At 46.1% G+C, this 20,929-nt stretch carries 24 protein-coding genes and 1 pseudogene; 1 reads left to right on the top strand and 24 read right to left on the bottom strand.

The annotated features are described in order from the left end of the window. Positions 1-98: 98 nt before the first annotated feature. The 8 genes and pseudogenes from G7035_RS18960 to mtrB all read right to left on the bottom strand — a co-directional run bounded on the left by G7035_RS18960 (position 99) and on the right by mtrB (position 6,020). A complete protein-coding gene (locus G7035_RS18960; RefSeq protein WP_019687865.1) occupies positions 99-1,073 on the bottom strand; it encodes a polyprenyl synthetase family protein in 975 nt (324 codons plus the stop codon). Next, the gene (locus G7035_RS18955; RefSeq protein WP_019687866.1) at positions 1,070-1,936 is read right to left on the bottom strand and encodes a menaquinone biosynthetic enzyme MqnA/MqnD family protein; all 867 of its coding nucleotides are present in this window, start codon (positions 1,934-1,936) and stop codon (positions 1,070-1,072) included. Before G7035_RS18955 ends, G7035_RS18960 begins: the two co-directional genes overlap by 4 nt. Continuing rightward, on the bottom strand, positions 1,893-2,552 hold the full coding sequence (locus G7035_RS18950; RefSeq protein WP_016822210.1) for a UbiX family flavin prenyltransferase: 660 nt from the start codon (positions 2,550-2,552) through the stop codon (positions 1,893-1,895). The genes G7035_RS18955 and G7035_RS18950 overlap by 44 nt, the downstream gene beginning before the upstream one ends. Continuing rightward, positions 2,552-3,423 (bottom strand): annotated as a pseudogene (locus G7035_RS18945) (UbiA-like polyprenyltransferase). Before G7035_RS18945 ends, G7035_RS18950 begins: the two are co-directional and overlap by 1 nt. Continuing rightward, positions 3,416-4,144 (bottom strand): demethylmenaquinone methyltransferase, encoded by a 729-nt coding sequence (locus G7035_RS18940; RefSeq protein ID WP_017427546.1) that lies wholly within the window; start codon positions 4,142-4,144, stop codon positions 3,416-3,418. Before G7035_RS18940 ends, G7035_RS18945 begins: the two are co-directional and overlap by 8 nt. A gap of 9 nt (positions 4,145-4,153) precedes the next feature. Next, a complete protein-coding gene (locus G7035_RS18935; RefSeq protein ID WP_019687867.1) occupies positions 4,154-5,023 on the bottom strand; it encodes a heptaprenyl diphosphate synthase component 1 in 870 nt (289 codons plus the stop codon). Positions 5,024-5,139: 116 nt separating this feature from the next. Further along, a complete protein-coding gene (locus tag G7035_RS18930) occupies positions 5,140-5,691 on the bottom strand; it encodes a hypothetical protein (protein ID WP_017427544.1) in 552 nt (183 codons plus the stop codon). Positions 5,692-5,789: 98 nt separating this feature from the next. Continuing rightward, entirely contained in the window at positions 5,790-6,020 is a 231-nt protein-coding gene (mtrB, locus tag G7035_RS18925) for a trp RNA-binding attenuation protein MtrB (protein ID WP_013371682.1), read from the bottom strand. Positions 6,021-6,140: 120 nt separating this feature from the next. Here mtrB and G7035_RS18920 point away from each other — a divergent pair, with 120 nt between their 5' ends. Beyond that, positions 6,141-6,350 (top strand): hypothetical protein, encoded by a 210-nt coding sequence (locus tag G7035_RS18920; RefSeq protein ID WP_146032354.1) that lies wholly within the window; start codon positions 6,141-6,143, stop codon positions 6,348-6,350. Between the two features lie 71 nt (positions 6,351-6,421). On the opposite strand, the gene G7035_RS18915 is transcribed toward G7035_RS18920, so the two are convergent. The 16 genes from G7035_RS18915 to G7035_RS18840 form a co-directional block, all read right to left on the bottom strand. Continuing rightward, entirely contained in the window at positions 6,422-6,694 is a 273-nt protein-coding gene (locus G7035_RS18915) for an HU family DNA-binding protein (RefSeq protein WP_014599981.1), read from the bottom strand. Between the two features lie 248 nt (positions 6,695-6,942). Beyond that, entirely contained in the window at positions 6,943-7,929 is a 987-nt protein-coding gene (locus G7035_RS18910; protein ID WP_016822216.1) for an ABC transporter permease, read from the bottom strand. Continuing rightward, positions 7,926-9,443, bottom strand: coding sequence for a sugar ABC transporter ATP-binding protein (locus tag G7035_RS18905; RefSeq protein WP_019687869.1), 1,518 nt, complete (start codon positions 9,441-9,443; stop codon positions 7,926-7,928). Before G7035_RS18905 ends, G7035_RS18910 begins: the two co-directional genes overlap by 4 nt. A gap of 73 nt (positions 9,444-9,516) precedes the next feature. Continuing rightward, complete coding sequence (locus tag G7035_RS18900) at positions 9,517-10,632, bottom strand: sugar ABC transporter substrate-binding protein (RefSeq protein WP_019687870.1); 1,116 nt, start codon at positions 10,630-10,632, stop codon at positions 9,517-9,519. Between the two features lie 167 nt (positions 10,633-10,799). Beyond that, positions 10,800-12,278: a stage IV sporulation protein A gene (gene spoIVA / locus G7035_RS18895; RefSeq protein WP_017427540.1), complete on the bottom strand. Its 1,479-nt coding sequence runs from the start codon at positions 12,276-12,278 to the stop codon at positions 10,800-10,802. Positions 12,279-12,316: 38 nt separating this feature from the next. Next, positions 12,317-12,454 carry a hypothetical protein gene (locus G7035_RS18890; protein WP_013371690.1) on the bottom strand — a complete coding sequence of 46 codons (138 nt, stop codon included), beginning with the start codon at positions 12,452-12,454 and terminating at the stop codon, positions 12,317-12,319. A gap of 248 nt (positions 12,455-12,702) precedes the next feature. Beyond that, entirely contained in the window at positions 12,703-13,053 is a 351-nt protein-coding gene (locus tag G7035_RS18885) for a 2Fe-2S iron-sulfur cluster-binding protein (RefSeq protein ID WP_019687871.1), read from the bottom strand. A 42-nt stretch (positions 13,054-13,095) separates the two neighbouring features. Continuing rightward, complete coding sequence (locus tag G7035_RS18880) at positions 13,096-13,746, bottom strand: hypothetical protein (RefSeq protein ID WP_017427538.1); 651 nt, start codon at positions 13,744-13,746, stop codon at positions 13,096-13,098. A gap of 178 nt (positions 13,747-13,924) precedes the next feature. Continuing rightward, positions 13,925-14,200, bottom strand: a complete 276-nt coding sequence (locus G7035_RS18875; protein WP_016822222.1) for a stage VI sporulation protein F — start codon at positions 14,198-14,200, stop codon at positions 13,925-13,927. 166 nt (positions 14,201-14,366) lie between these two features. After that, positions 14,367-15,407, bottom strand: coding sequence for an NAD(P)H-dependent glycerol-3-phosphate dehydrogenase (locus G7035_RS18870; RefSeq protein ID WP_013371696.1), 1,041 nt, complete (start codon positions 15,405-15,407; stop codon positions 14,367-14,369). Next, positions 15,400-16,008, bottom strand: coding sequence for a glycerol-3-phosphate 1-O-acyltransferase PlsY (plsY, locus tag G7035_RS18865; RefSeq protein WP_013371697.1), 609 nt, complete (start codon positions 16,006-16,008; stop codon positions 15,400-15,402). Before plsY ends, G7035_RS18870 begins: the two co-directional genes overlap by 8 nt. Before the next feature lie 11 nt (positions 16,009-16,019). Next, positions 16,020-17,342 carry a ribosome biogenesis GTPase Der gene (gene der, locus G7035_RS18860; protein WP_013371698.1) on the bottom strand — a complete coding sequence of 441 codons (1,323 nt, stop codon included), beginning with the start codon at positions 17,340-17,342 and terminating at the stop codon, positions 16,020-16,022. Between the two features lie 147 nt (positions 17,343-17,489). Next, positions 17,490-18,716 (bottom strand): 30S ribosomal protein S1, encoded by a 1,227-nt coding sequence (rpsA, locus tag G7035_RS18855; RefSeq protein WP_013371699.1) that lies wholly within the window; start codon positions 18,714-18,716, stop codon positions 17,490-17,492. Between the two features lie 118 nt (positions 18,717-18,834). Continuing rightward, positions 18,835-19,428: a lysophospholipid acyltransferase family protein gene (locus G7035_RS18850; RefSeq protein ID WP_019687872.1), complete on the bottom strand. Its 594-nt coding sequence runs from the start codon at positions 19,426-19,428 to the stop codon at positions 18,835-18,837. Beyond that, entirely contained in the window at positions 19,425-20,132 is a 708-nt protein-coding gene (gene cmk / locus G7035_RS18845; protein WP_017427536.1) for a (d)CMP kinase, read from the bottom strand. The genes G7035_RS18850 and cmk overlap by 4 nt, the downstream gene beginning before the upstream one ends. 129 nt (positions 20,133-20,261) lie before the next feature. Beyond that, positions 20,262-20,921 (bottom strand): flagellar brake protein, encoded by a 660-nt coding sequence (locus G7035_RS18840; protein WP_019687873.1) that lies wholly within the window; start codon positions 20,919-20,921, stop codon positions 20,262-20,264. Between the last annotated feature and the right edge of the window lie 8 nt (positions 20,922-20,929).

Below are 20,929 nucleotides of genomic sequence, written 5' to 3'. Positions count from 1 at the left end.
AATCCAATCTAATGTATTTATACAGTACTAATCTGTATTGTAACAGAAAGATTGGAAACGGTTAAAGTATTTTGTCACAGCAAACCTAAAATACAACTTTAGTAGGAGCGGCGTGTTACAAAATGAGCAATATCGCGCAGCGTCTTTTTTGTTTTGACATCTGGTAGTAAGTCCAGCGCATTCAGCGCTTTATTAATATATCGGTCGGCGAGAATTTCAGCTTTAGTGATTCCTTCACTTTTTTTGATCATATCCACCGCTTTACGGGCGTCTCCTTGCCCGTCCCCATCCTGAATTCGCCGAATTTCAGCCAGCAGATCATCTCGCAGTTCGGGTTGTTCAAGCGCATAAATGACCGGAAGTGTAATATTGCCCTGTCTCATATCACTGCCTGGCGGCTTGCCGATCTTTTTTTCTGTTCCACACAGATCAAGCAAATCATCCTGAATTTGAAAAGCCATACCTACGTTATAGCCGTAGCTGTACAACAGTGAGTTGACTCTTTCCCGTGCTCCTGCAGCCATAGCTCCCAACTGGCAGCTGACCGCAATCAACAATGCTGTTTTGCGCCGTATGCGAAGCAAGTAATTGCGTACACTCTGATCCACATTAAAAAAATCACGTATTTGCTCCATTTCACCAATCGACATCTGCACCAACGCCTTAGACAGCACTCGGTGAATATCAGGATTCGGCAGCCCAGCAGCAATAGATAGTGCGCGTGCATATATGTAGTCTCCGGTGTACATAGCCACCCGATTGTCCCATTTGGACTTCACGGTGGGTTGGCCGCGTCTCATTTCCGCATCGTCAATCACATCATCGTGAACGAGAGAGGCAGAATGAATCAGTTCCAGAGGTACCGCTATGCGCTTGAGCTTGTCCAGATCATATTCTCCAAACTTGCCTCCCAGCAATACAAACACGGGACGCAAACGCTTGCCCCCTGCTTTAAGTAGATGAAGCGACGTATCATTAATCAACGGCTCCCTACTGTCAATGCTGCGGTACAGCTCTTCTTCTATGAAGTTCATATCCTTTTTTAATAAACCGAACAAATCCAATCGTTTCATTCTTTCACCCGTGTCAGCGTATTGTCACTCCAGAGAAGCGGCTTCACTCGTCGGTCAAGCAGCCCCAGTTCATATGCATACTTAAAATAAAGCTCTAAACCTTGTTGTTGCTTCTCTCCAAAATCATAACACAGATTCGTAAAGTAGCGCTCCCAATAATCTTCTGAACCTCCAATTTCCTTGCAAGCTTCAGAAATAACAGGTGTCAGGTCAGACAGACTACGCTGCTTGCTTACGCGGAACGCACTCGCAATTTCAGCCACCGCAGCGGGATTCTGAGCAGCAACAGCACGTCGAACTGCCCATACAGCAAAGGTCATACTATAGCCAGTCCAGCGTTTCCACTCTTCTCCGAGGTCGGTTACATACAGGCCCTCACTCCGCCAGGATGCCTTGATCGCGTGATCTCCAATCAGCAACCCTGCATCTGCCTGTTCCAGCATCAAATCAAGATCTGGTTCACAGTCAAAGTAAGTAGGCTGGCCTTCCCATGCCTTTTGCATCAAAATTTTCAACAAGTTCACCGATGTGGCTGAAGTATTCGTCAGTGCAATGGTTCCGTTAATGATTTCATTTAGCGGCTTGCGTGAAAATAATAAAATGGATTGGACTGGACCGTCTGCACTAACGGATAAATCGGGCAACAGCAGCATTTCCTCAGCACCTGATGCATACGCAAAGGAGGACATCGCACTCATATCCAAACTCCCATTCAGCATGCCTCGATTCAATTCAGCCGGAACTTTGGAGACCATCTCCGCCGAATGGAGAAGCTTTGAAGGATTAAAGTAATGAAAAATAGGCCAAGCGTTTGTATATTTAATTTTTCCGATTGTGATTGTCTTGGTGTCCGGTATCGGCATCGGAATCCCCCCATCTCGTAAACAGTTGATGTTCTATACGCAAGCTGTCTAATACTTTGCCTACGAGGAACAGTACAATATCATCCAGCGTCTTTGGATGAAAATAAAAAGCTGGCATGGCCGGAATCATTTTGACGCCGAGTCTCGCAAGCTTAAGCATATTTTCCAAATGAATAGCATGTAGCGGTGTCTCACGAGGCACAAGGATTAGCGGACGACCTTCCTTCATCATCACATCTGCTGCACGTGCCATGAGATTATCAGACGAACCGTGCGCTACCGCTGACAACGTCCCCATCGAGCAGGGCATGATAATCATGGCATCTACTAAATAAGAGCCACTCGCTATTGAAGCTCCAATATCTGTGAACGGATGGTATACAAGAGAACCGGGACGGCCTCCGAATTGTTCATTCAAAGCTCCTTCCCGGTCGGTCACATTCCAGCCCAGCTCCTCTTTCAATACCCGCCAGCCAGCATTAGAAACAATCAGGTGAACTGTATACTGCAAGTCCAGCAGTGTCTCTACTAGTCGTACACCATAAATGCTTCCGCTCGCACCTGTAATGCCAATAACGATTCGTTTGCCTTGATGGTTGCTCACCTGATTATTCATTAGTATTGACGCACCACCAAATCAATCAGTGTAAAAGCAAATACGACAATGCTAAGTACACCGTTCATAGTAAAGAATGCTGTCTGCAAACGACTCAAATCTTTTGGAGATACGATATAGTGCTCATAAAATAAAATAATGTATGAAATAATCATGCCCGCCAGATACCACCAGCTTAAATCTGCGATAAAGAACAGCACAATAAATCCGATCGCCGTAATGACATGGAACACACGGGCGATGTTCAGAGCACCTGCTACACCAAAACGGGCAGGAATAGAATAAACCCCTTCGCTCTGGTCAAAATCAATATCCTGACAAGCATAAATAACATCAAATCCAGCGGTCCAAAATGCAATCGTGAGATAAAGTACGATAGCAGTTAAATCCATTTGTCCCGTCACTGCAACCCACGCGCCTAGCGGCGCCAAACCAATGGTCAAACCGAGCACAAAGTGGCACAGCCAAGTAAAACGCTTGGTGTAAGAGTAAAAAACAAGCATAAAAAAGGCCAGCGGGAACAGCTTGAACGCCAGCGGACTTAACTTGAATGAGGCCCAAAATAACAACAACAAGCTAACGATGATGAAAATCACCACTTCGCTCGATTTGAGCAGCCCTGCCGGAATAGCGCGTCCTGCTGTACGCGGATTTTTCCCGTCAATCACACGGTCAATCATACGATTGAAGCCGAAGGCTGCGCTACGTGCGCCAACCATAGCCAGCAAGATCCAACCGATCTGCGGCCATGAGGGAAGGTTGTCCGTCACGACAACTGACCCCAATACAGCCCCATAAATGCAAATGGGAGCGCAAATAAAGTATGTTCAATTTTAATCATTTCCAAAAAAATAGCAATTTTCTTAAACATGCTGACTCTCCTTGATTCCAATATGCAATGCCGCAATGCCTCCGGTGAGAGAATGAGCCTGAACATCCTTCAATCCGACTTCACGAAAGATGTCAGCCAGTTCATCCCTTCCTGGAAAAAGCGCCAACGAATCAGGGAGCCATTTGTACTGCTCATAACGTTTGGCGAACAATTTGCCGAGCATGGGCAAGATGTGTTGAAAATATGCGTAGTAAATTCCCTTGAACGGCTGCCAAGTAGGTTTGGACAACTCCAAACATACGACCTGCCCACCAGGCTTGACGACACGTTGCATTTCCTGCAACACGCGGCGCAAATCAGGTACGTTGCGAAGACCGAAACCAATCGTCGCATAATCAAATGAATTGTCTTCAAAAGGTAGATCCATCGCGTTGCCTCGTACAAGCTTGATTTGCTTTTCGCGGGATTCTGATGTAATCTTGCGCTCGCCAACATTTAGCATGTTCTGGCTAAAATCCAATCCTACGATGTGACCACTTTCACTTGCACGCGCCATCGCAAGCGTCCAGTCACATGTCCCACAACAAAGGTCGATTGCCGTATCGCCGTGATGCATGTTCATTTTTTTCATTGTAAATTTCCGCCAAGCCTTATGTCTACGAAAGCTCAGTATATCGTTCATCAAATCGTATTTACCGGCTATACTTTCAAACACGCCATGAACGAATTGCTCTTTCGGCTTGGTGTCGCTTGATCCCATGACGTTCACCTAACCTTCCCTCACAACCGGGTGCGAACTGTTTAGCAGCTTCAGGAAAGGCTCAAGCATGCATTCAAATTCCTCAATCCCCGTGTTTTGTTCATCTGACAGGGTCTGCCGGATGTGTGTAGCAGCCGTGCGAAGCTTGTCCAGTATCGCATCCTCGGCTTTGTATTTCAGCACAAGCTTACGCCAAACTGCTGTTTCAGTACCACCCTCTGAAAGCAGTGCCTGCTCATGCTGGTCTCCGTTACCGTAAATATGCCAGAAGATATATCCGAAACGGGACTTGTCTGGTTCTGCCCGTTTCTCCCATTCCTCCACCAGCGTGTCACAGAGAGCGAATTCATTAAGAAGCTGCTTCCAGACTTCCTGATCCTGTTCTGCAATAAGTGAAGTCAATGATAAAAAAAGCTCCTGTTTGAAGCAAACCATCTGAGATAAATACTGAGCGGTATTCAATCGAAAATGCTTCATCTCCCAGTATAAGCTCATTTTCCCTGCGTTCACTTCACATACAGCATCACTCAGCTTCGAAATGGCCTCGATTCGGCCTGCCAGTGCAAGTAGCTGATAAAAACGGCTGCTGAAGTAGTCACCGGCTAACACTTTCAGCTGTCTGGAACGCATCTCTTCCGGACTTCGTATACCGGATAAAGTATCAATCATATCATGCGTATCCAGTCCCATCTGCACAAGTGATGTAACCAAAGCGTACAGTTCATCCTCACTGGCATGCAGCCCTTGCGCATTCCGATTCAAAAACTCAAACAGCAAACGGGTACGGCTGTCAGGAAAAGCCGGCATTTCCGTATGTTGTTGAATCATGTCGTATTCCACATATTTCCTTGCTAATTGAGGTACGCGATACGGTTTCATCCTAAGCCTCCGAGCCATGACTTTCTGGTATACTCAAATAATTGCAATGCCTTATATTATATCACAATTTAAAATGATTCGCGACTAAAGTACTGTAGGTCCAGCGGTAGAAACATCTAGTTTGTATATACACCGCTAAACCTGTTTTGCCACATAGGCGTTACTGTAATGCGGAAACGAGATTTCAAATCTTCTGGCAGTTCAGCGCCTTCCCGATTTCTAAGTTGTTCCAATGCCTCGTTCGTCCACTCGTTCCGGCGTATATCGGATGCCAGCAGCAAATGGCGTTCTCCTGACCATTCGTCCTGCGTCACCACCCGCAATAGCAATTGCCGTACATTCGTCGTTCCGTAAAAGCTAAAGGCGGCAAGCTCCGCCATGTTTTGATAAATCTCCAGAGGTGTGGTTTCTTCCTTGGACAGCTTAACATCCAGGGTCAGGACAGAATGTTCCCAGCTTGCACTTGCAATCGGTGTGGTCAATGGAAGCTCGTTCAGTGTATCTACCAGATTGTCATCCGTCAGCAACACTCGTTGCTGGGGCGAGATTGTTGCCTGTGTTTCACGAACTGCTGCGGTACCCGAGTCCAGCATCTGTAAGGACGGCAGCAATATTGCTGCTGCGGTGGTTATGAGAATGGAACCACCGAGTACAATCCAAGGTTTCATCAGAGCCTCCCCTGACCCCTACCCCATAATGTGGGTTTGCTACGGTAAAGGTCCTCACTCTCATTGTACAACAAAAAAAAGCAGGCTATGCCTGCATTTTACTCCTCCGTATCTACAACACCGTGCTTGGTCATCACCACGGCCTTGCCGCGAATTTTGATGGCAGAAGTATGATCCGTAAATTGAACGATCATCACCTCGCCCTTGTCCAATTTTTCTGAGTGATGCAGGCGTGTATCCTGACCTCTCGTCAGACCAAAAACCTGGCATCCATTGCTTTTTGCTTTAATTACGACGTACTCACTGCTGCCCGTCACATTATCTTCCATGTCCTTTTCCTCCCTGAGAGCCGAAGCTATATTTTTATGATGGAGATTTAAGCTTGTTTTGTCAACTACCTGCTTCCCACGCTGCCTGCAATAATTAGTGCTTCCTGTGCCATACTATCTGTGCAGTCCCATCTATTAACGAAAGGAACGGATCGGATGGAAAACTATCGTCCCGCCAATCTCAGTCCTGCTCAGATAGAGCAGCTTCAACGGCTGGAACATGAATTTGCCGAGCTGACAGGTGAACCCCTGGTGCTGATTGCTTATGCCTCGCGAAACGGCAAGACACCTTCCTCTTCTTCAGTCCATAGCACCTCTACCACAAAGTAAATAGGACAAAAAGAAAAGGCCGTGAATCAAATTCACGGTCCTTTCAGCGCATTGGGAATATGTAAGAAATCTTATTTAATTCCGTCTTTGAGCGCTTTACCCGGTTTGAATGCCGGAATTTTGCTCGCAGGGATTTCGATTTCTTCTCCTGTTTGCGGGTTACGTCCTTTACGTGCGGAACGTTCACGAACCTCAAAGTTCCCGAAACCTACCAGTTGTACCTTGTCTCCGTTTTGCAGTGCTCCAGCGATCGCTTCAAATACTGCATCGATTGCTTTGGTTACGTCCTTTTTGGACAATTCAGTGCTCTCAGAAACCTGATTGATCAAATCCGTTTTATTCAACATATTCACCTCCCAATTCAAGTGTAGTCCAGCATTAAGGTTATCGGTGTGCTCCACCGATAATGAAGTCGCCTGTATAAAATAACCCGGGCGGCATACTGCCTTCCATAATGTTATCATCTGTTTCCGTTTCGTCGTTAAATATACATAGAATATACCTAACCACCGCCATATAGGCCGAAACTGGCGTTTTATGGCACCCTTCTTGCGTGGAACAAGGTTTATAGTAATACAGTCGACAGACAATTTCAAGTACGACGACGGTTCAGTACGTAAAAAGTAACAGCCAGCGCAAGCACCAGCACTACTCCTTTGACAATGTCATGGGCAAAATATTGCACATTCATCATGGTCAGTCCATTAACTAATACGCCGATTAACACCGCACCAATAAATGTACCAATAACATTGGGTTTACCCGCACCAAACACTGAAAAGCCGACAAATACTGCAGCTACCGCCTCCATAAGTAAGGGAGAGCCAGCGTCAATTTGACCCGAGCCTACACGCGAGGCATATAAAATACCGGCAATTGCCGCAAATACGCCTGAAGCGATATAGGCCAGTGTACGGACCTTTTTTACCCGTATACCTGACAGACGAGCAGCCTCCTCATTCCCGCCAGTTACATACATTTGACGCCCGTGCTTTGTGTAGGTCAAGAAAACATGCACCGCTGCCACAGCTAGCAACAGTAAAATAACCGAAATCGGGATACCCAACCATTTACCCTGCCCCAGTAAAAGAAATGCTGGAGATATCTCGCCTGGCGCCTTGCTGCCATCAGGAAACTGCATATGATTGTAGATGGTATAGCCTTGTGCGTATGTTTGGTGAATCCCGCTAACGATATACATAATGGCTAGAGTTGCGAGCAAATCGGGGATACGCAGTTTAATAATCAAAAGTGAATTCAACAGCCCAACCAAAGCTCCAACAATCAGAGATACAATAATAACCACTGCAACAGGCTGTTCATACCAGACCATCAACGAAGCTGAGACGACCGTCGTCAAAGATACCGTTGCACCAACCGACAGGTCAAAACCGTCTACAATAAGTGATAACGTCACACCAATGGCCACGAAAGTAACAATCGCAATGGAGCCAAGAATATCCATCAAATTATCATACGTCCAGAAATAAGGTAATGTGGCTGAGAAAAACGCCAACACACCTATAATGACAACTACAGCACCGTATCGAAACGAGACATTTAACCATTTTTCCTTCATGAATGCACCTCTTCACCACCGCTGGCGTACAACAGAAGCTGTTCCTGTTCGACTTCGCCTCGCGCAAATTCCCTTATTATTTTACCGTCATACATGACTGCTATCCGATCACCAATGCCTATACCTTCCGCAAATTCACAGGTAAGATAAATGATTGCTTTTCCTTGTGCAGCCAATTCTCCGATGATACGGAAAATATCGCTTTTTGCCCCTATATCCACACCCTTAGTTGGCTCGTCAAAAACGAATACATCCGCACCGAAATGAAGCCATTTTCCTATCGCAACCTTTTGCTGATTCCCACCGCTCAAATACTTAACATGCTGGCGCAGTGAAGGCGTCTTAATACCAAGAGAGGCGACAACCCCATTACCGTTATTACGTTCTTTATACCGACTGATGAAACCCAGGACACTCAGCTTGCCTAAGAGCGGAAGACTAAGGTTTCGTTCCACGCTCTCCTCAATCAAGACCCCCTGCTTACGCCGCTCCTCAGGTATGGACACAATTCCTTGAGCTATCGCGTCCGCTGGCTCACGCAAACGAATGAAGCGCCCCTTGAAGGTCAGCTCCCCCACATCAGGCTTGTCTGCCCCTGTAAGTAGTCGTGACAACTCCGTCTTGCCCGCACCGACCAAACCCACAATAGACAGAATTTCGCCGCGTCTGACCTGCAAATCAACGCCGTGAACCCGCAATCCCTTACGGAGTCCTCTTGCTTCCAATACCGTTTCACCAATAGGTACCTCTGTTTTCGGAAATTCCTCATCAAATGTTTTCCCAAGCATATACGTGATAATGTCGCCTACATTTAAATCAGAAGCAGGTCCCGAGAACACGCGCTCACCATCACGCATCACCGTAATACGGTCACTGTGCGCGATGACCTCCGGCAATCGGTGCGTGATGAGAATACATGCTACTCCCTCATCCTTGAGGGTATGAATGGTGCGGAACAAACGCCTCGTTTCTTCCTCGCTCAGCGGTGCTGTTGGCTCGTCAAAAATGATAGTATTCGCCCGCTGTGTCAAAATCCGTGCGATGAGTACAAGTTGCTTTTCTGCCAACGTCAATTCTGACACGTATCGTCGTACATCTATATCAACCTCCAGACGTGCTAACGCTTCACGTGCTCGCCTGCGCATGGACGCTGGTGCAGCCCACCATCGACCATCAGGTGCAGACAAATCGTCCATTACAATATTTTCAGCGACGGTTAACTGAGGCACAAGTGCCGAATCGACTTCTTGATACACGCAGTGAATTCCGGCTCTTTTGGCTTCCCACGGTGAACGAATAATCAGCTCCTTGCCATCCACAACGATCGCTCCCTGATCGAAACGATACGCACCTGACAAGATTTTCATTAATGTGCTCTTCCCTGCCCCGTTGGCACCTAGCAGAGCGTGAATTTCGCCACCCTGCACCGTAAAATCCACGGCTCGCAGCGCATCTACACCAGCAAACCGTTTGCTGATCTTCTTCATCTCCAATGTATATACTTGTGTACTCATGAATGTCCCCTCACTCCCGCTTATGATAAAAGCGCGCCGAAGCGCGCCTTTGCATTTGCGTTATGCATCCATTTTATTTGGACGTTTCATATTCCTTCATCCAATCCTTGTAGCCCTGCTCACTCTTGCCCCATCCTTTCACAAATTGAGACAACTCGGATGTGGAAATTTGCTTATCTGGCAACTCTTCGCGCTGTACATATACTGCCTTCAGCACAACTTTCTCCTCAGGGTTATCCCCATGCAACTTCTGGTATGCATAGCGCACTTGTACGCGCCCGATATCTGTTGGATCTACGGCTGCTGAAGCCACCCACGGGTTTTTCGGGTCCTGAATCATTTGCAAATCTTCATCACTCATATCAATCCCATAAACTTTAATTTCCGTACGCCCAGCTTGTTGTATCGCACGAGCTGCACCTTTGGCAAATTCATCCCAAGCCGCCCACACTGCTGTAATTTCACCCTTAGGATATTGCTTTAGCACTGCTTCCATTTTGGCTTGCGTATCCAAAGCAGGATTCTGAGCCGAACCAAAAGTTGCAATCTCTTTAATATCTGGATTGGCTTTCAAAAATGCGTCATAAGCAACCTGACGGCGCTCCATTGGCGCAAACCCAGCAACCCATACCTTCACAATGTTTCCTTTGCCACCGATGTCCTTTTTCATTTGCTCAAGCGTCAGCTCTGCCATGCTTTGATCATCCTGTGAAAGCACTACCGCACCCGGAACATTGACCGCGGCATCGAACACGATAACCGGAATATTGCGGGAAATTGCTTTTTTAAGTCCTGGCTCCAGCAATGCGTCACCGTGGTCAGTCAAAATAACATCAAACTGCTGGTTAATCGCACTATCTAGCAAAGAAGCCATTTTAGCCTTATCGTTATTGGCAACAAACTTGGTCAGCGTACCGCCAAATTTCTTAACCTCATCTTCCACACCTTGAACATACTGCTGCGAAAACGTACCTGTATTAAACTCCATGATCAAAGCAACCCGTTTACCCTTTAGATTCGAACTATCTGTTTTTCCGTCTCCTGTACTCGTTCCTGCAGTGCTTGTCCCTTGAGCGCCGTTCTCTGTTTTCGGCGCGCCACATGCTGTGACCAGTATAATCAGCACCAGTAGCATGATGGCTCCGAGCCCTAGCTTCTTGTTTTTTTGGAGCCCTTTTTGGATATACATGATTTGTTTCCCCCTCGTTCGATCCACTAATATGTTTCAAATTTGATACTTAATATATCGCGTTAAACCAAGTATGTAAATAGGTTTTATTAAATATAAAAAAATACCGCAAAGAGCAGTCAGCTCTCTACGGTATTCCCCTTACATATTTTGGTTATGGCTTAGCCTTAAAGAATGATAGCAATAAGACCACCAGAACCTTCGTTAATAATGCGACCCAGCGTTTCTTGAAGCTTGTAGCGTGCATTGTCCGGCATCATGGCAATCTTGCCTTGAATACCTTCACGCACAATAGAATGCAGCGAACGTCCGAAAATGTCAGATTCCCAGATTTTGATTGGATCATTCTCAAAATCTTGCATCAGGTAGCGTACGAGCTCCTCACTTTGCTTCTCTGTTCCGATAATCGGAGCAAATTCCGATTCCACATCGACACGAATCATGTGAATGGAAGGGGCTGTCGCTTTAAGCCTCACGCCAAATCTTGTACCTTGTCGAATCAACTGCGGTTCGTCCAGTGCCATCTCGGCCAGTGACGGAGCTGCAATACCATAACCTGTTGTCTTGACCATTTCCAGAGCCTCGGCAAAGCGGTCATATTCACGTTTAGCGTGGGCAAAATCCTGCATCATTTGTAGCAAATGATCCTTGCCACGAATCTCTACCCCAACGACTTCAACCAAAATCTGGTCATACAGCTCATCAGGCGCATACAAATCAATTTCCGCTACGCCCTGCCCCATATTCATACCGCTTAATCCGGCTCTATCGATGAACTCATACTCCATAAACTGGCTGACCACCCGATCTACATCACGCAGGCGTCGAATATCTTTAACCGTATCACGAACGGAATTTTCATAGTTGCTACGCAGCCAGTGATTTTCGTTCAATACCATAACCCAGCTCGGCAGGTTCACATTCACCTCATGCACCGGGAATTCATACAATACTTCACGAAGTACACCCGTAACATCATCTTCCGTCATGGTCGCCGCGCTGAGTGTCATGACTGGAATATCATACTTGGCAGCCAGTTCACTGCGAAGTTGGAGTGTTTCATCACTGCGTGGATGCGTGGAGTTGATAACCAGAACAAATGGCTTGCCAACTTCCTTCAACTCTTCAATGACGCGTTCCTCCGACTCTACATAAGAGCTACGCGGGATTTCAGCAATGGTGCCGTCTGTGGTGACTACCACACCGAGTGTCGAATGTTCTTGAATAACCTTACGTGTACCGATTTCTGCCGCTTCCTGAAAAGGAATGGGTTCTTCAAACCATGGTGTAGAGATCATCCTTGGACCATTTTCATCCTCGTAGCCTTTTGCACCTTCTACTGCATATCCCACACAGTCAACCAGACGTACATTCACGTCCAGTCCTTCCGTTACTTTGATCTGGACGGCATTATTCGGTACGAATTTAGGTTCCGTCGTCATGATCGTCTTCCCTGCCGCACTTTGCGGCAACTCGTCTACGGCGCGGGCACGGTCCGCCTCACTCGTAATGTTGGGCAGTACAATCGTTTCCATAAACCGCTTGATAAATGTTGATTTTCCTGTTCGGACTGCGCCGACGACCCCAAGATAGATGTCTCCTCCGGTGCGTTCGGCAATGTCTTTAAAAATGTCCACTTTCTCCAATGAAATCCCCTCCTCAAAAGTCTCCGAAGGAAAAATGCTTAAAGAGCATCCGCTTCGTGTTCAACCAACTGCTTGATCCCAGATGCGGCAGAACAGCCTTTAAAATGCCCGGAAGTCGTCCGCCGCCGAGATTCAGGAGACTGATGGAATCGGCGAAACGGCGTAAACTCGTACATGCATTTGGACTGATACCATCATATGTATCCCCTCCGTAAAATATGTTTAGTTTTTTTAAAATAGATTACGTTACAGCGATCATTGCAGAAACGATATTTTACGTTTGGGTCCACTCACCTAATATATGCGCAGCAAGATTTCCCCATGACTTTGTTGCTAGACTTAAATAAAAAAAGGATATGTCTCTGACCGGTTCTAGCCGTCGAGAAATATCCTTTGTTTTTTGTTCTAATTATTAAAATCGATATTACCACAGTTCGTCATCCAGTGCCTGACGCTCCAGTTGCCGCCTAATAGCTGCCTTAAGTCTATCCTCCGGTATGGTTACCTCTACATCACCTTGAGCGTGGGCCTGACAGGATAAACGTATTCCTTCATTCAGTAAAGGTCCCAGCTTACGCTGTTCTGCATCATTAGGGTGACCTGCGAGCTCAGCCCGTTCCGGTGCTATCTGCACTTTACACATCAGACAGGCTGCTTTTCCATCACAACGAGTGGGAATATACACACCTGCTTTACGCGCAGCCTGGAGCAATGACGTGCCCTGACCGACTTGTACACGCTTGCCTGATGGCTGGAACGTAATCTGTACATTCATAAACGGTCCTCCATTCACCTTTTCTCATAATACGCACGCAACCTATATTTCATTACTCATCCCGATTAAGGAGTGAAGTTCTGGCCAAGGGAGAAGATCTATAAGCTTGCCCAACTGCTCCTTATTCCAAATGTTGCGGACCAATAGCTGTGTTAGTATCCCTATGTGTTGTTGTGGGTCTCGCTTCATGACATCTGCAATCGCTTGATAGCGGTCAGGACGATTTCGCAACAGATTGAATAGCAACTCGTGACTGAGAGGCATCAAACGCAATGAGGTATTTTCCAGATCAAGCTGAATCCCAGCCGACCAGAGTAGCCGCTCGACCTCTAAGCGATATAAAGCTCCATCACATAAAACCTCAAATCCTCCCACCAATTCGACTGGAAATCCCTCCAGTTCATAGTGGCTTAGCAAAGAAACGTAAGATCCGCTACGGTCAACCTGCTGTGGGTCTATACTTACACCCGGCGAGCGCGCGTGTAACAGCTTTGCTGCATGAATATCCGCATAAATATCAATGTCCCGAGGCAGACGATCCAGTTCAACTTCTTGCACAAGTAGTGCACAGCTCCCCCCCAGCATCCACGGAACCGACACCGCTGACCAGCTCTCAGTCAAGCTACCCAGCGCAACTGCCAGATCGTGAGGAAGCCTGTCCACTAACACTGATGATATTGCCTCCTTCAACATCGTTTCCTCCTTTGCTGTCTTTCCACCCGTTTCCTGATGGGCATCATTATAACATGTTCGACATGGCAGTTCGACATTTTGTGTACTGAAAAAGCACTTTACTGCCTCAAAATATAAAAAAAACCGCGAACCTTCCCGGTTCACGGTGAATAAAACGAACCATCATACGGCCAGTGTTTTATTTTTTCATCATCATTTTCATTAACGCTTCCATATTGGAAGGATTCATTCCACTCTTTTTGACGGCTCCGACAATATCCCTGACTGTATCTTCCGATACCGGAATGTTAGCCATCGCAGACACCTGTTTTATAAGCTGACGCAACTGCGCTTCACTTTGAAGCGTGTCCGGCTTTACCGTGCCTGCCAGCTTTTTCACTGCATTTTCGGATATGTTTTTGCCGCCTTTTTTGTTAATGGCCTTCAATGCATCTTTCGGAAAGTTTTTACTCACAATCTCCCCTCCTCCGCCATTGCTCAACTCAGTCTATGAGTGACGGAGACAAAAGGTGATTAAGCATACAAAAGACATGCCAAACGCCTAACTAAAAAAGGCTATCTCATCGTAGAAAGATCTACTCATGAGACAACCTTTATACTTTAGAAGCTCCTCTGTACTCTTATGAATGCCATTGCTCCCAAGTTTGAAGCGGCATGACTTCCATCTCGGTTTTCGGATCGCGACCCATTAATGCCTCAACGGCTTTGCGGACGTCACGTCCTTCAAACAGCACTCCATACAACACCTCTGTAATAGGCATTTGCACACCCAATTTTTGTGAGATAGCGTATGCTGCTTTTGTCGTACGAATCCCCTCTACGACCATTCCCATAGATTCCAGTACGGCATCAAGCTGTTGGCCCTGTCCCAATAATGAACCTGCACGCCAGTTGCGGCTGTGACGACTCGTTGCCGTCACCACTAAATCGCCTATACCAGCGAGTCCGGCAAAGGTTAATGGATTAGCCCCCATCTCAACTCCGGCACGGGTAATCTCAGCCAATCCACGGGTCAACAAAGCCGCTTTGGCATTATCACCGAAGCCAAGTCCATCCGACATTCCCGCGCCCAGTGCAATAATATTTTTTAAAGCACCGGACAGTTCTACACCGAGTAAATCACGGTTTGTATAGACGCGGAAATAGGAGTTCATGAACAACCCCTGGGCAGCCTGAGCAGCCTTCTCATTGGAAGAAGCTACAACAACCGTTGTAGGACATTTCTTCACCACTTCCTCCGCATGACTCGGGCCTGACAGCACGGCAATATCATCCTCCGCGATTTCCAGCTCTTCCGAGATCACCGTGGACATACGCTTGAGTGTCTCTGTTTCAAAACCCTTAATGGCATGTACTACCAGCATATCCTTGGTGAAATGAGCCTTCAGACTACGTGCAACCTGCCGAGCGGCAGACGAAGGAGATACGATGATCACCGCTTTAGCTCCAGATACCGCAGTCTGCATATCCGTTGTAGCTGAAATGCGATCAGACAAAATAGAGCCTGGTAAATAATGCTCATTCGTATGCTTCTCATTGATCTCAGCAGCTTGTTGTTCGCTTCTCGTCCAGACAGAGACATCGTTGTTATTGGTCGCAAGTACGGAAGCTAAGGCTGTTCCCCAACTCCCTGCCACCAGCACAGCTATTTTCTCAGACAAGACGATCTCCTCCTTTGGAGCCAAGCTTATTCTCATTTCCCCGTGCCAACTTGACTATGTTAGTACGGTGTCTCCACACAGCGAACAGGCAAATGATTAGAGCCGTCCAAAATAACGGCCAAGCATAACCAAGTACGAGTAATATCCAAGGGGTCAAAATGACAAAAATTAGTGATCCCAGGGATACATAACGCGTTATTACGATCGCAAGTATCGCAATGATTCCGGCATATAATGCCGGCAGTAAGGCAAGAGATGCCAATACACCAATGGCAGTCGCAATCCCTTTGCCTCCGCGAAAGTGAAAATATACCGGCCAGTTATGGCCCGCAATCGCCGCTATGCCACACAAACCCGGTAACCAGGATGATTCTCCACCCAACCAGTGCCCTATCAGCACCGCAATAACCCCTTTAAGTACGTCCAGCAGCAGTACCAGAATAGCTGGGCCTTTTCCAAGCACGCGCAGCGTATTCGTCGCACCGGCATTGCCGCTTCCATGCTGGCGAATGTCGATTCCTTTTAATTTTCCATACAGCAAACTAAAGCTGACAGAGCCAAGCAAGTAACTGAGTACGATGGCAACGATCTGTAAAATCAACCTATTCGCTCCTAACTTTCGTCAGACTTGCGCCGTGTAAATATTCGAATTGGAGTTCCTTCAAAATTAAAGGCGGCGCGAATTTTGTTCTCCAGATAACGCTCATAAGAGAAGTGCATTATCTCTGGATCATTTACGAATACAACCATCGTAGGCGGTTTAACAGCAACCTGAGTCACATAGTTAATACGCAGACGACGGCCCTTGTCTGTTGGCGGTGGATTGATGGCAACCGCATCGGAAATGACATCGTTCAGCAGATGTGTCTGAATACGCATGACATGCTGCTGTGCCACATGCTGTACAACTGGAAGCAACTTTTGCAGACGTTGCTTTGTCTTTGCAGACAAGAACACAATCGGAGCATAGGTCATGAACAAAAAGTGGTCACGGATTTTCGTCTCAAACTGATGCATCGTTTTATCGTCTTTATCTACGACATCCCATTTATTAACGACAAACAACGAGGCTTTACCCGCTTCATAAGCATAGCCAGCAATGTGTTTATCCTGCTCAATGATGCCTTCCTCGCCGTTAATAACGACCAGTACAACATCTGCACGCTCAATCGCACGCATCGCACGCATTACACTATATTTTTCTGTCGTTTCGTATACTTTACCACGTTTACGCATACCTGCCGTATCAATCAGTACATACTTTTGACCGTCTTTTTCAAAAGGCGTGTCAATTGCATCACGCGTTGTACCAGCAATGTCACTAACGATAACCCGTTCTTCTCCTAGAATGGCATTAACGAGTGAAGATTTACCTACATTCGGACGTCCGATCAAAGCGACACGTATAACGTCTTCATCATAATGATCTTCTTCTAGTTCAGGTAAATTGGACGTAATTGCATCCAACAGATCACCGATCCCTGTACCATGACTACCAGAAACAGCAATTGGATCACCAAATCCATAAGAATAAAACTCATAGATCAGATCAGCGCGACTGAGGTTGTCCACCTTGTTTACTGCTACGATGATCGGTTTACCCGAACGATACAGCATTTGAGCTACCTCTTCATCCGCTTGCGTTATTCCTGCTTTTGCATCGCTCATGAATACAATAACATCTGCTTCTTCTATTGCAAGTTCGGCCTGCATACGGATGGACTTCAAAATAACATCCTCACCATCAATCTCAATGCCGCCGGTGTCAATAATACTGAAGGACTTACCATTCCACTCCGATATACCGTAAATACGGTCACGAGTGATTCCCGGTTTATCTTCCACGATGGACAGACGATCCCCGATAATCCGATTAAAAATCGTGGACTTACCCACATTCGGACGACCAACGATAGCCACAACGGGTCTTGCCATAAATTCACTCCTCCTGTCAATTCTTCCGCTATCATCATAGCAAAAAACATACCTATTGGCGATATAGTGACGTAACAACAATCGGCGAACCCTCTGGGTCCGCCGATGGTGTACGTTATGCTTATTATAAAATGTATTGATTTAAACTCATTTAAATTTGTTCAGCTTATCGCCAAAACGCTCGCCAAGCGTAATGCTCAGTCCGGAGTTGTTGAGGGAAACGTTAGGATTATTCAGTTCCTCACGAGGTGCGCGAGATGCACGTGGTGCTCTTTCTGCTTTTGGAGCAGCTTCAGGAGCTTCCTCAGTTTCTTTAATGCTCAGACTAACACGTTTTTCGGAAGGATTCATTTCAAGAATTTTAACTTTAACTTCTTGTCCTTCTTCCAGAACTTCTTGTGGAGTTCCAATGTGTTTGTGGGAAATTTGAGAAATATGAACCAAACCTTCCACACCAGGAGCGATTTCAACGAATGCACCGAAGTTAACCAGACGTTTAACAACACCAGTTACGATGTCATTGTTATTGAATTGTCCAGCAGCCGATTCCCAAGGACCAGGCTGTGCAGCTTTCATGCTCAGGCTGATTTTTCCTTTTTCAGGATCTACTTTCAAGACTTTCACTTTCACTTGATCTCCTTCGGAAACAGCATCAGAAGGCTTATCAACATGAGTCCAAGCAATTTCAGATACGTGAACCAGACCATCTACTCCGCCAACATCTACGAAAGCACCAAACTGAGTAAGACGTTGAACCGTACCAACGATTTCTTGTCCTTCTTTCAGCTCAGCCATTACTTTAAGCTTGTTAGCTTCAAATTCTGCTTCCAGAACGTCTTTTTGGGAAAGGATCACTTTGTTGTTTTCACGATCCAGTTCTTTTACAACAACACGCAATGTGCGGCCTTTGTAATCACTGAAATCTTCAACAAAATGGCGTTCTACCATGGATGCAGGGATGAATCCTCGCAGACCCACGTCTACTACGATGCCGCCTTTAACAACATCATTCACAACAACTTCAAATACTTCTTTGCTTTCGAACAGTTGCTCCAATTTTTCCCAAGCATTTTCACTGTCGATTGCACGTTTGGACAGAACAAGTTTTTCCTTGCCGTCGTCGATGCTGATAATTCTAGCTTCAACTTCTTGGCCTACTTGTACTGCTTCTTCTGCATTGTCCAGACCAGAAGACAATTCGCGAATTGGAATAACTCCATCGTATTTATATCCAATGCTTACTACCGCTTGGTTATCTTCCAATTTCACAATTGTACCCTTAACGGTGTCACCTTTTTTCAGGGAAACGATTTGATCGAGCTCGTCTTGATTTGCCGCTTCAGCAGCTTCTTGATTTTTAATTTCTTCCGACATGTCAATACCCTCCTCAATTCAAAAAAACCATTTATTTAAACCTGCGCATAGCAGAGTTCAAAACAAAATACATTTTTGTTCTAGTTTTCCAAGCTTAGACACAATTCATGCAAGCCGTTCAATCATTCGTAGGCTTACCCGTTTCCTTCATTGTGCGAATACGTGACATAATTGCTTCTGTTGCCAGTTCAAGAGGATCTCCTTCGACATCGGTACCCTTTTGGTAACCGTCCAAATTAACAGGTTTACCGTATATCACTTTCGTTTTACGGAAAAGCTTGTAATCACCAATAATGGCGACCGGAACGGCAGCCGCTCCACTACGCAGTGCAAAACTGGCAGCACCCTTTTTACCAATTCCCCCAGCTCCTCTGGAGCCTTCGGGAAAAATCCCCATAACCTTACCTTCACGCAAAATGTTCAATGCCAGCTTAATGGATTCCTTACTCACACCACCACGTTTAACTGGAAAAGCTCCCAGTTTGTCGATCAGTGGTCCCAGTACAGGAACATTAAACAGCTCTGCTTTGGCCATAAAGTGAACCTTTCGCTTCAGCAAAATGCCAACTGTAGGAGGGTCAAGATTACTAATATGATTAGAACACAACAGCACTCCACCCTCAGCAGGAACATTTTCCCTGCCTACCGCCTCAAGCCTGAACAGAACGCGGTAAATGAGACGCAAAATACTGGCGCATACAGTATATATCATTGGCTGATCTCTCCATCCTTCTCCGTTAAGCAATAAGATACGATCGTATCTACGACATCCTGGATGCCCATATGAGTCGTATCAAGCACGATGGCGTCCTCACTGCAACGAAGCGGGGATACCTCCCTCTCCTCATCAAACTTATCACGTGCCGCAATGTCACGTTCAAGCTGTTCCAGAGTGATATCATCAGTTTCGCTCAGTTCTTTAAAACGACGTGAGGCACGTTCCTGAACACTTGCGGTCATGAACACTTTGACTTCCGCATCGGGAAGCACAGTTGTTCCAATGTCGCGTCCGTCCATGACGACACCTTTACGCGCAGCCATTTCACGCTGGTATTCGGTCAAGCGTGTACGTAAACCAGCAATACTCGAATACTGTGACACATTGCTAGTCACTTCCATCGAACGAATCACAGTGGTTACATCTTCCCCGTTACAATAAACCTTTTGGCCTGTGGGGTCCGGTACTAATTCAATCACCAGCTCAGGTACATGCTGAAGCACTTTTTGTACATTTTCTGCAGGAATTTCTTTGCACATCATGTACCATGTTGCTGCTCGATACATGGCTCCGGTATCTACATATACATAGGAAAGTGCTTTCGCCACCAAGCGGGCCACTGTACTTTTCCCTGCGCCAGCAGGTCCATCAATGGCTACATTTATTTTGTTAATTGAAGATGCATGTTGCCTTGCCAACAGGGAATTCCTCCTAACCTAACCTCAAGAAAAAAGCAGGCATTGCCTGCGACGTGAAAATTATACCACACATTTATAGGCGATGCAAAATAAGCGACAGGTTTACTAAAAAAGAAAAGCTTCGGATGTTTACGATTTCCCCCGGAACTCCAACTGTCTTTCAAAACAATATTTAATCAGTTTTTGGCGCTCCTGGTCAGCGATTTTCTCATATTTCAACATAATGAGTTTGCGGCCATTTTCCATCTGCTGAATGCGTACAATTTCGGATTGGAACGGAACATGTTCTTGAGTGCCGTTTTTATATGGAACCAAAATCCAGCAAGACAATGATTCTCCTTCTTCAAGATGATGTGAACCCTGAGTCTGAAAAGATACGCCTCCACCTCCTACATCATGCGTCTCTGCTACAAATCTAGATTCGTTTGCACCATGTTTAACCGCAATTTCCAAGTTGGCCTTTACCCTGAGAAAGTTTCGACGCTGAATTTTGCTGATGCTGTCGGGAGCAGGCTTGTGAATGCGAACCATCCGGAGGACGTCTTCTTTAAAGCCTGTAACGTGGGTATTAAAATAGTTTTTAATCCCACCCTCGCTCATAAAAAATATAGACAGTTCTTCCCCAAGAAACAGCTTTTTCAAATGCCCGCTTGTTTGTGACATGGGAATTTCGATTAGAAAGTTCTGTGGGTCCTCTTCCGCAATACGTGACTTATATTCAAAAGATTCCTCCTTCTGATCGGTACCGGCAACTTGTATGTATAACACATCGTTAATTTTCGGAAACAAACGATTCA

The sequence above is a fragment of the Paenibacillus polymyxa genome (assembly GCF_015710975.1).
In the GTDB taxonomy this organism is placed as follows: Bacteria; Bacillota; Bacilli; order Paenibacillales; family Paenibacillaceae; genus Paenibacillus; species Paenibacillus polymyxa.
Note: the sequence above shows the minus strand (reverse complement) of the source record. Positions and strands in the feature narration are given on the sequence as shown.

Excerpts from the sequence above, each read along its gene's own strand:
- G7035_RS18940 (WP_017427546.1), bottom strand. The coding sequence starts at position 4,144 with ATGGGATCAAGCGACACCAAGCCGAAAGAGCAATTCGTTCATGGCGTG.
- G7035_RS18960 (WP_019687865.1), bottom strand. The coding sequence starts at position 1,073 with ATGAAACGATTGGATTTGTTCGGTTTATTAAAAAAGGATATGAACTTC.
- G7035_RS18900 (WP_019687870.1), bottom strand. The coding sequence starts at position 10,632 with ATGTATATCCAAAAAGGGCTCCAAAAAAACAAGAAGCTAGGGCTCGGA.
- G7035_RS18880 (WP_017427538.1), bottom strand. The coding sequence starts at position 13,746 with ATGTTGAAGGAGGCAATATCATCAGTGTTAGTGGACAGGCTTCCTCAC.
- G7035_RS18935 (WP_019687867.1), bottom strand. The coding sequence starts at position 5,023 with ATGAAACCGTATCGCGTACCTCAATTAGCAAGGAAATATGTGGAATAC.
- G7035_RS18850 (WP_019687872.1), bottom strand. The coding sequence starts at position 19,428 with ATGATATATACTGTATGCGCCAGTATTTTGCGTCTCATTTACCGCGTT.
- G7035_RS18905 (WP_019687869.1), bottom strand. The coding sequence starts at position 9,443 with ATGAGTACACAAGTATATACATTGGAGATGAAGAAGATCAGCAAACGG.
- rpsA (WP_013371699.1), bottom strand. The coding sequence starts at position 18,716 with ATGTCGGAAGAAATTAAAAATCAAGAAGCTGCTGAAGCGGCAAATCAA.
- der (WP_013371698.1), bottom strand. The coding sequence starts at position 17,342 with ATGGCAAGACCCGTTGTGGCTATCGTTGGTCGTCCGAATGTGGGTAAG.
- G7035_RS18950 (WP_016822210.1), bottom strand. The coding sequence starts at position 2,552 with ATGAATAATCAGGTGAGCAACCATCAAGGCAAACGAATCGTTATTGGC.
- G7035_RS18890 (WP_013371690.1), bottom strand. The coding sequence starts at position 12,454 with ATGTACGAGTTTACGCCGTTTCGCCGATTCCATCAGTCTCCTGAATCT.
- mtrB (WP_013371682.1), bottom strand. The coding sequence starts at position 6,020 with ATGGAAGATAATGTGACGGGCAGCAGTGAGTACGTCGTAATTAAAGCA.
- G7035_RS18955 (WP_019687866.1), bottom strand. The coding sequence starts at position 1,936 with ATGCCGATACCGGACACCAAGACAATCACAATCGGAAAAATTAAATAT.
- G7035_RS18930 (WP_017427544.1), bottom strand. The coding sequence starts at position 5,691 with ATGAAACCTTGGATTGTACTCGGTGGTTCCATTCTCATAACCACCGCA.
- G7035_RS18910 (WP_016822216.1), bottom strand. The coding sequence starts at position 7,929 with ATGAAGGAAAAATGGTTAAATGTCTCGTTTCGATACGGTGCTGTAGTT.
- G7035_RS18885 (WP_019687871.1), bottom strand. The coding sequence starts at position 13,053 with ATGAATGTACAGATTACGTTCCAGCCATCAGGCAAGCGTGTACAAGTC.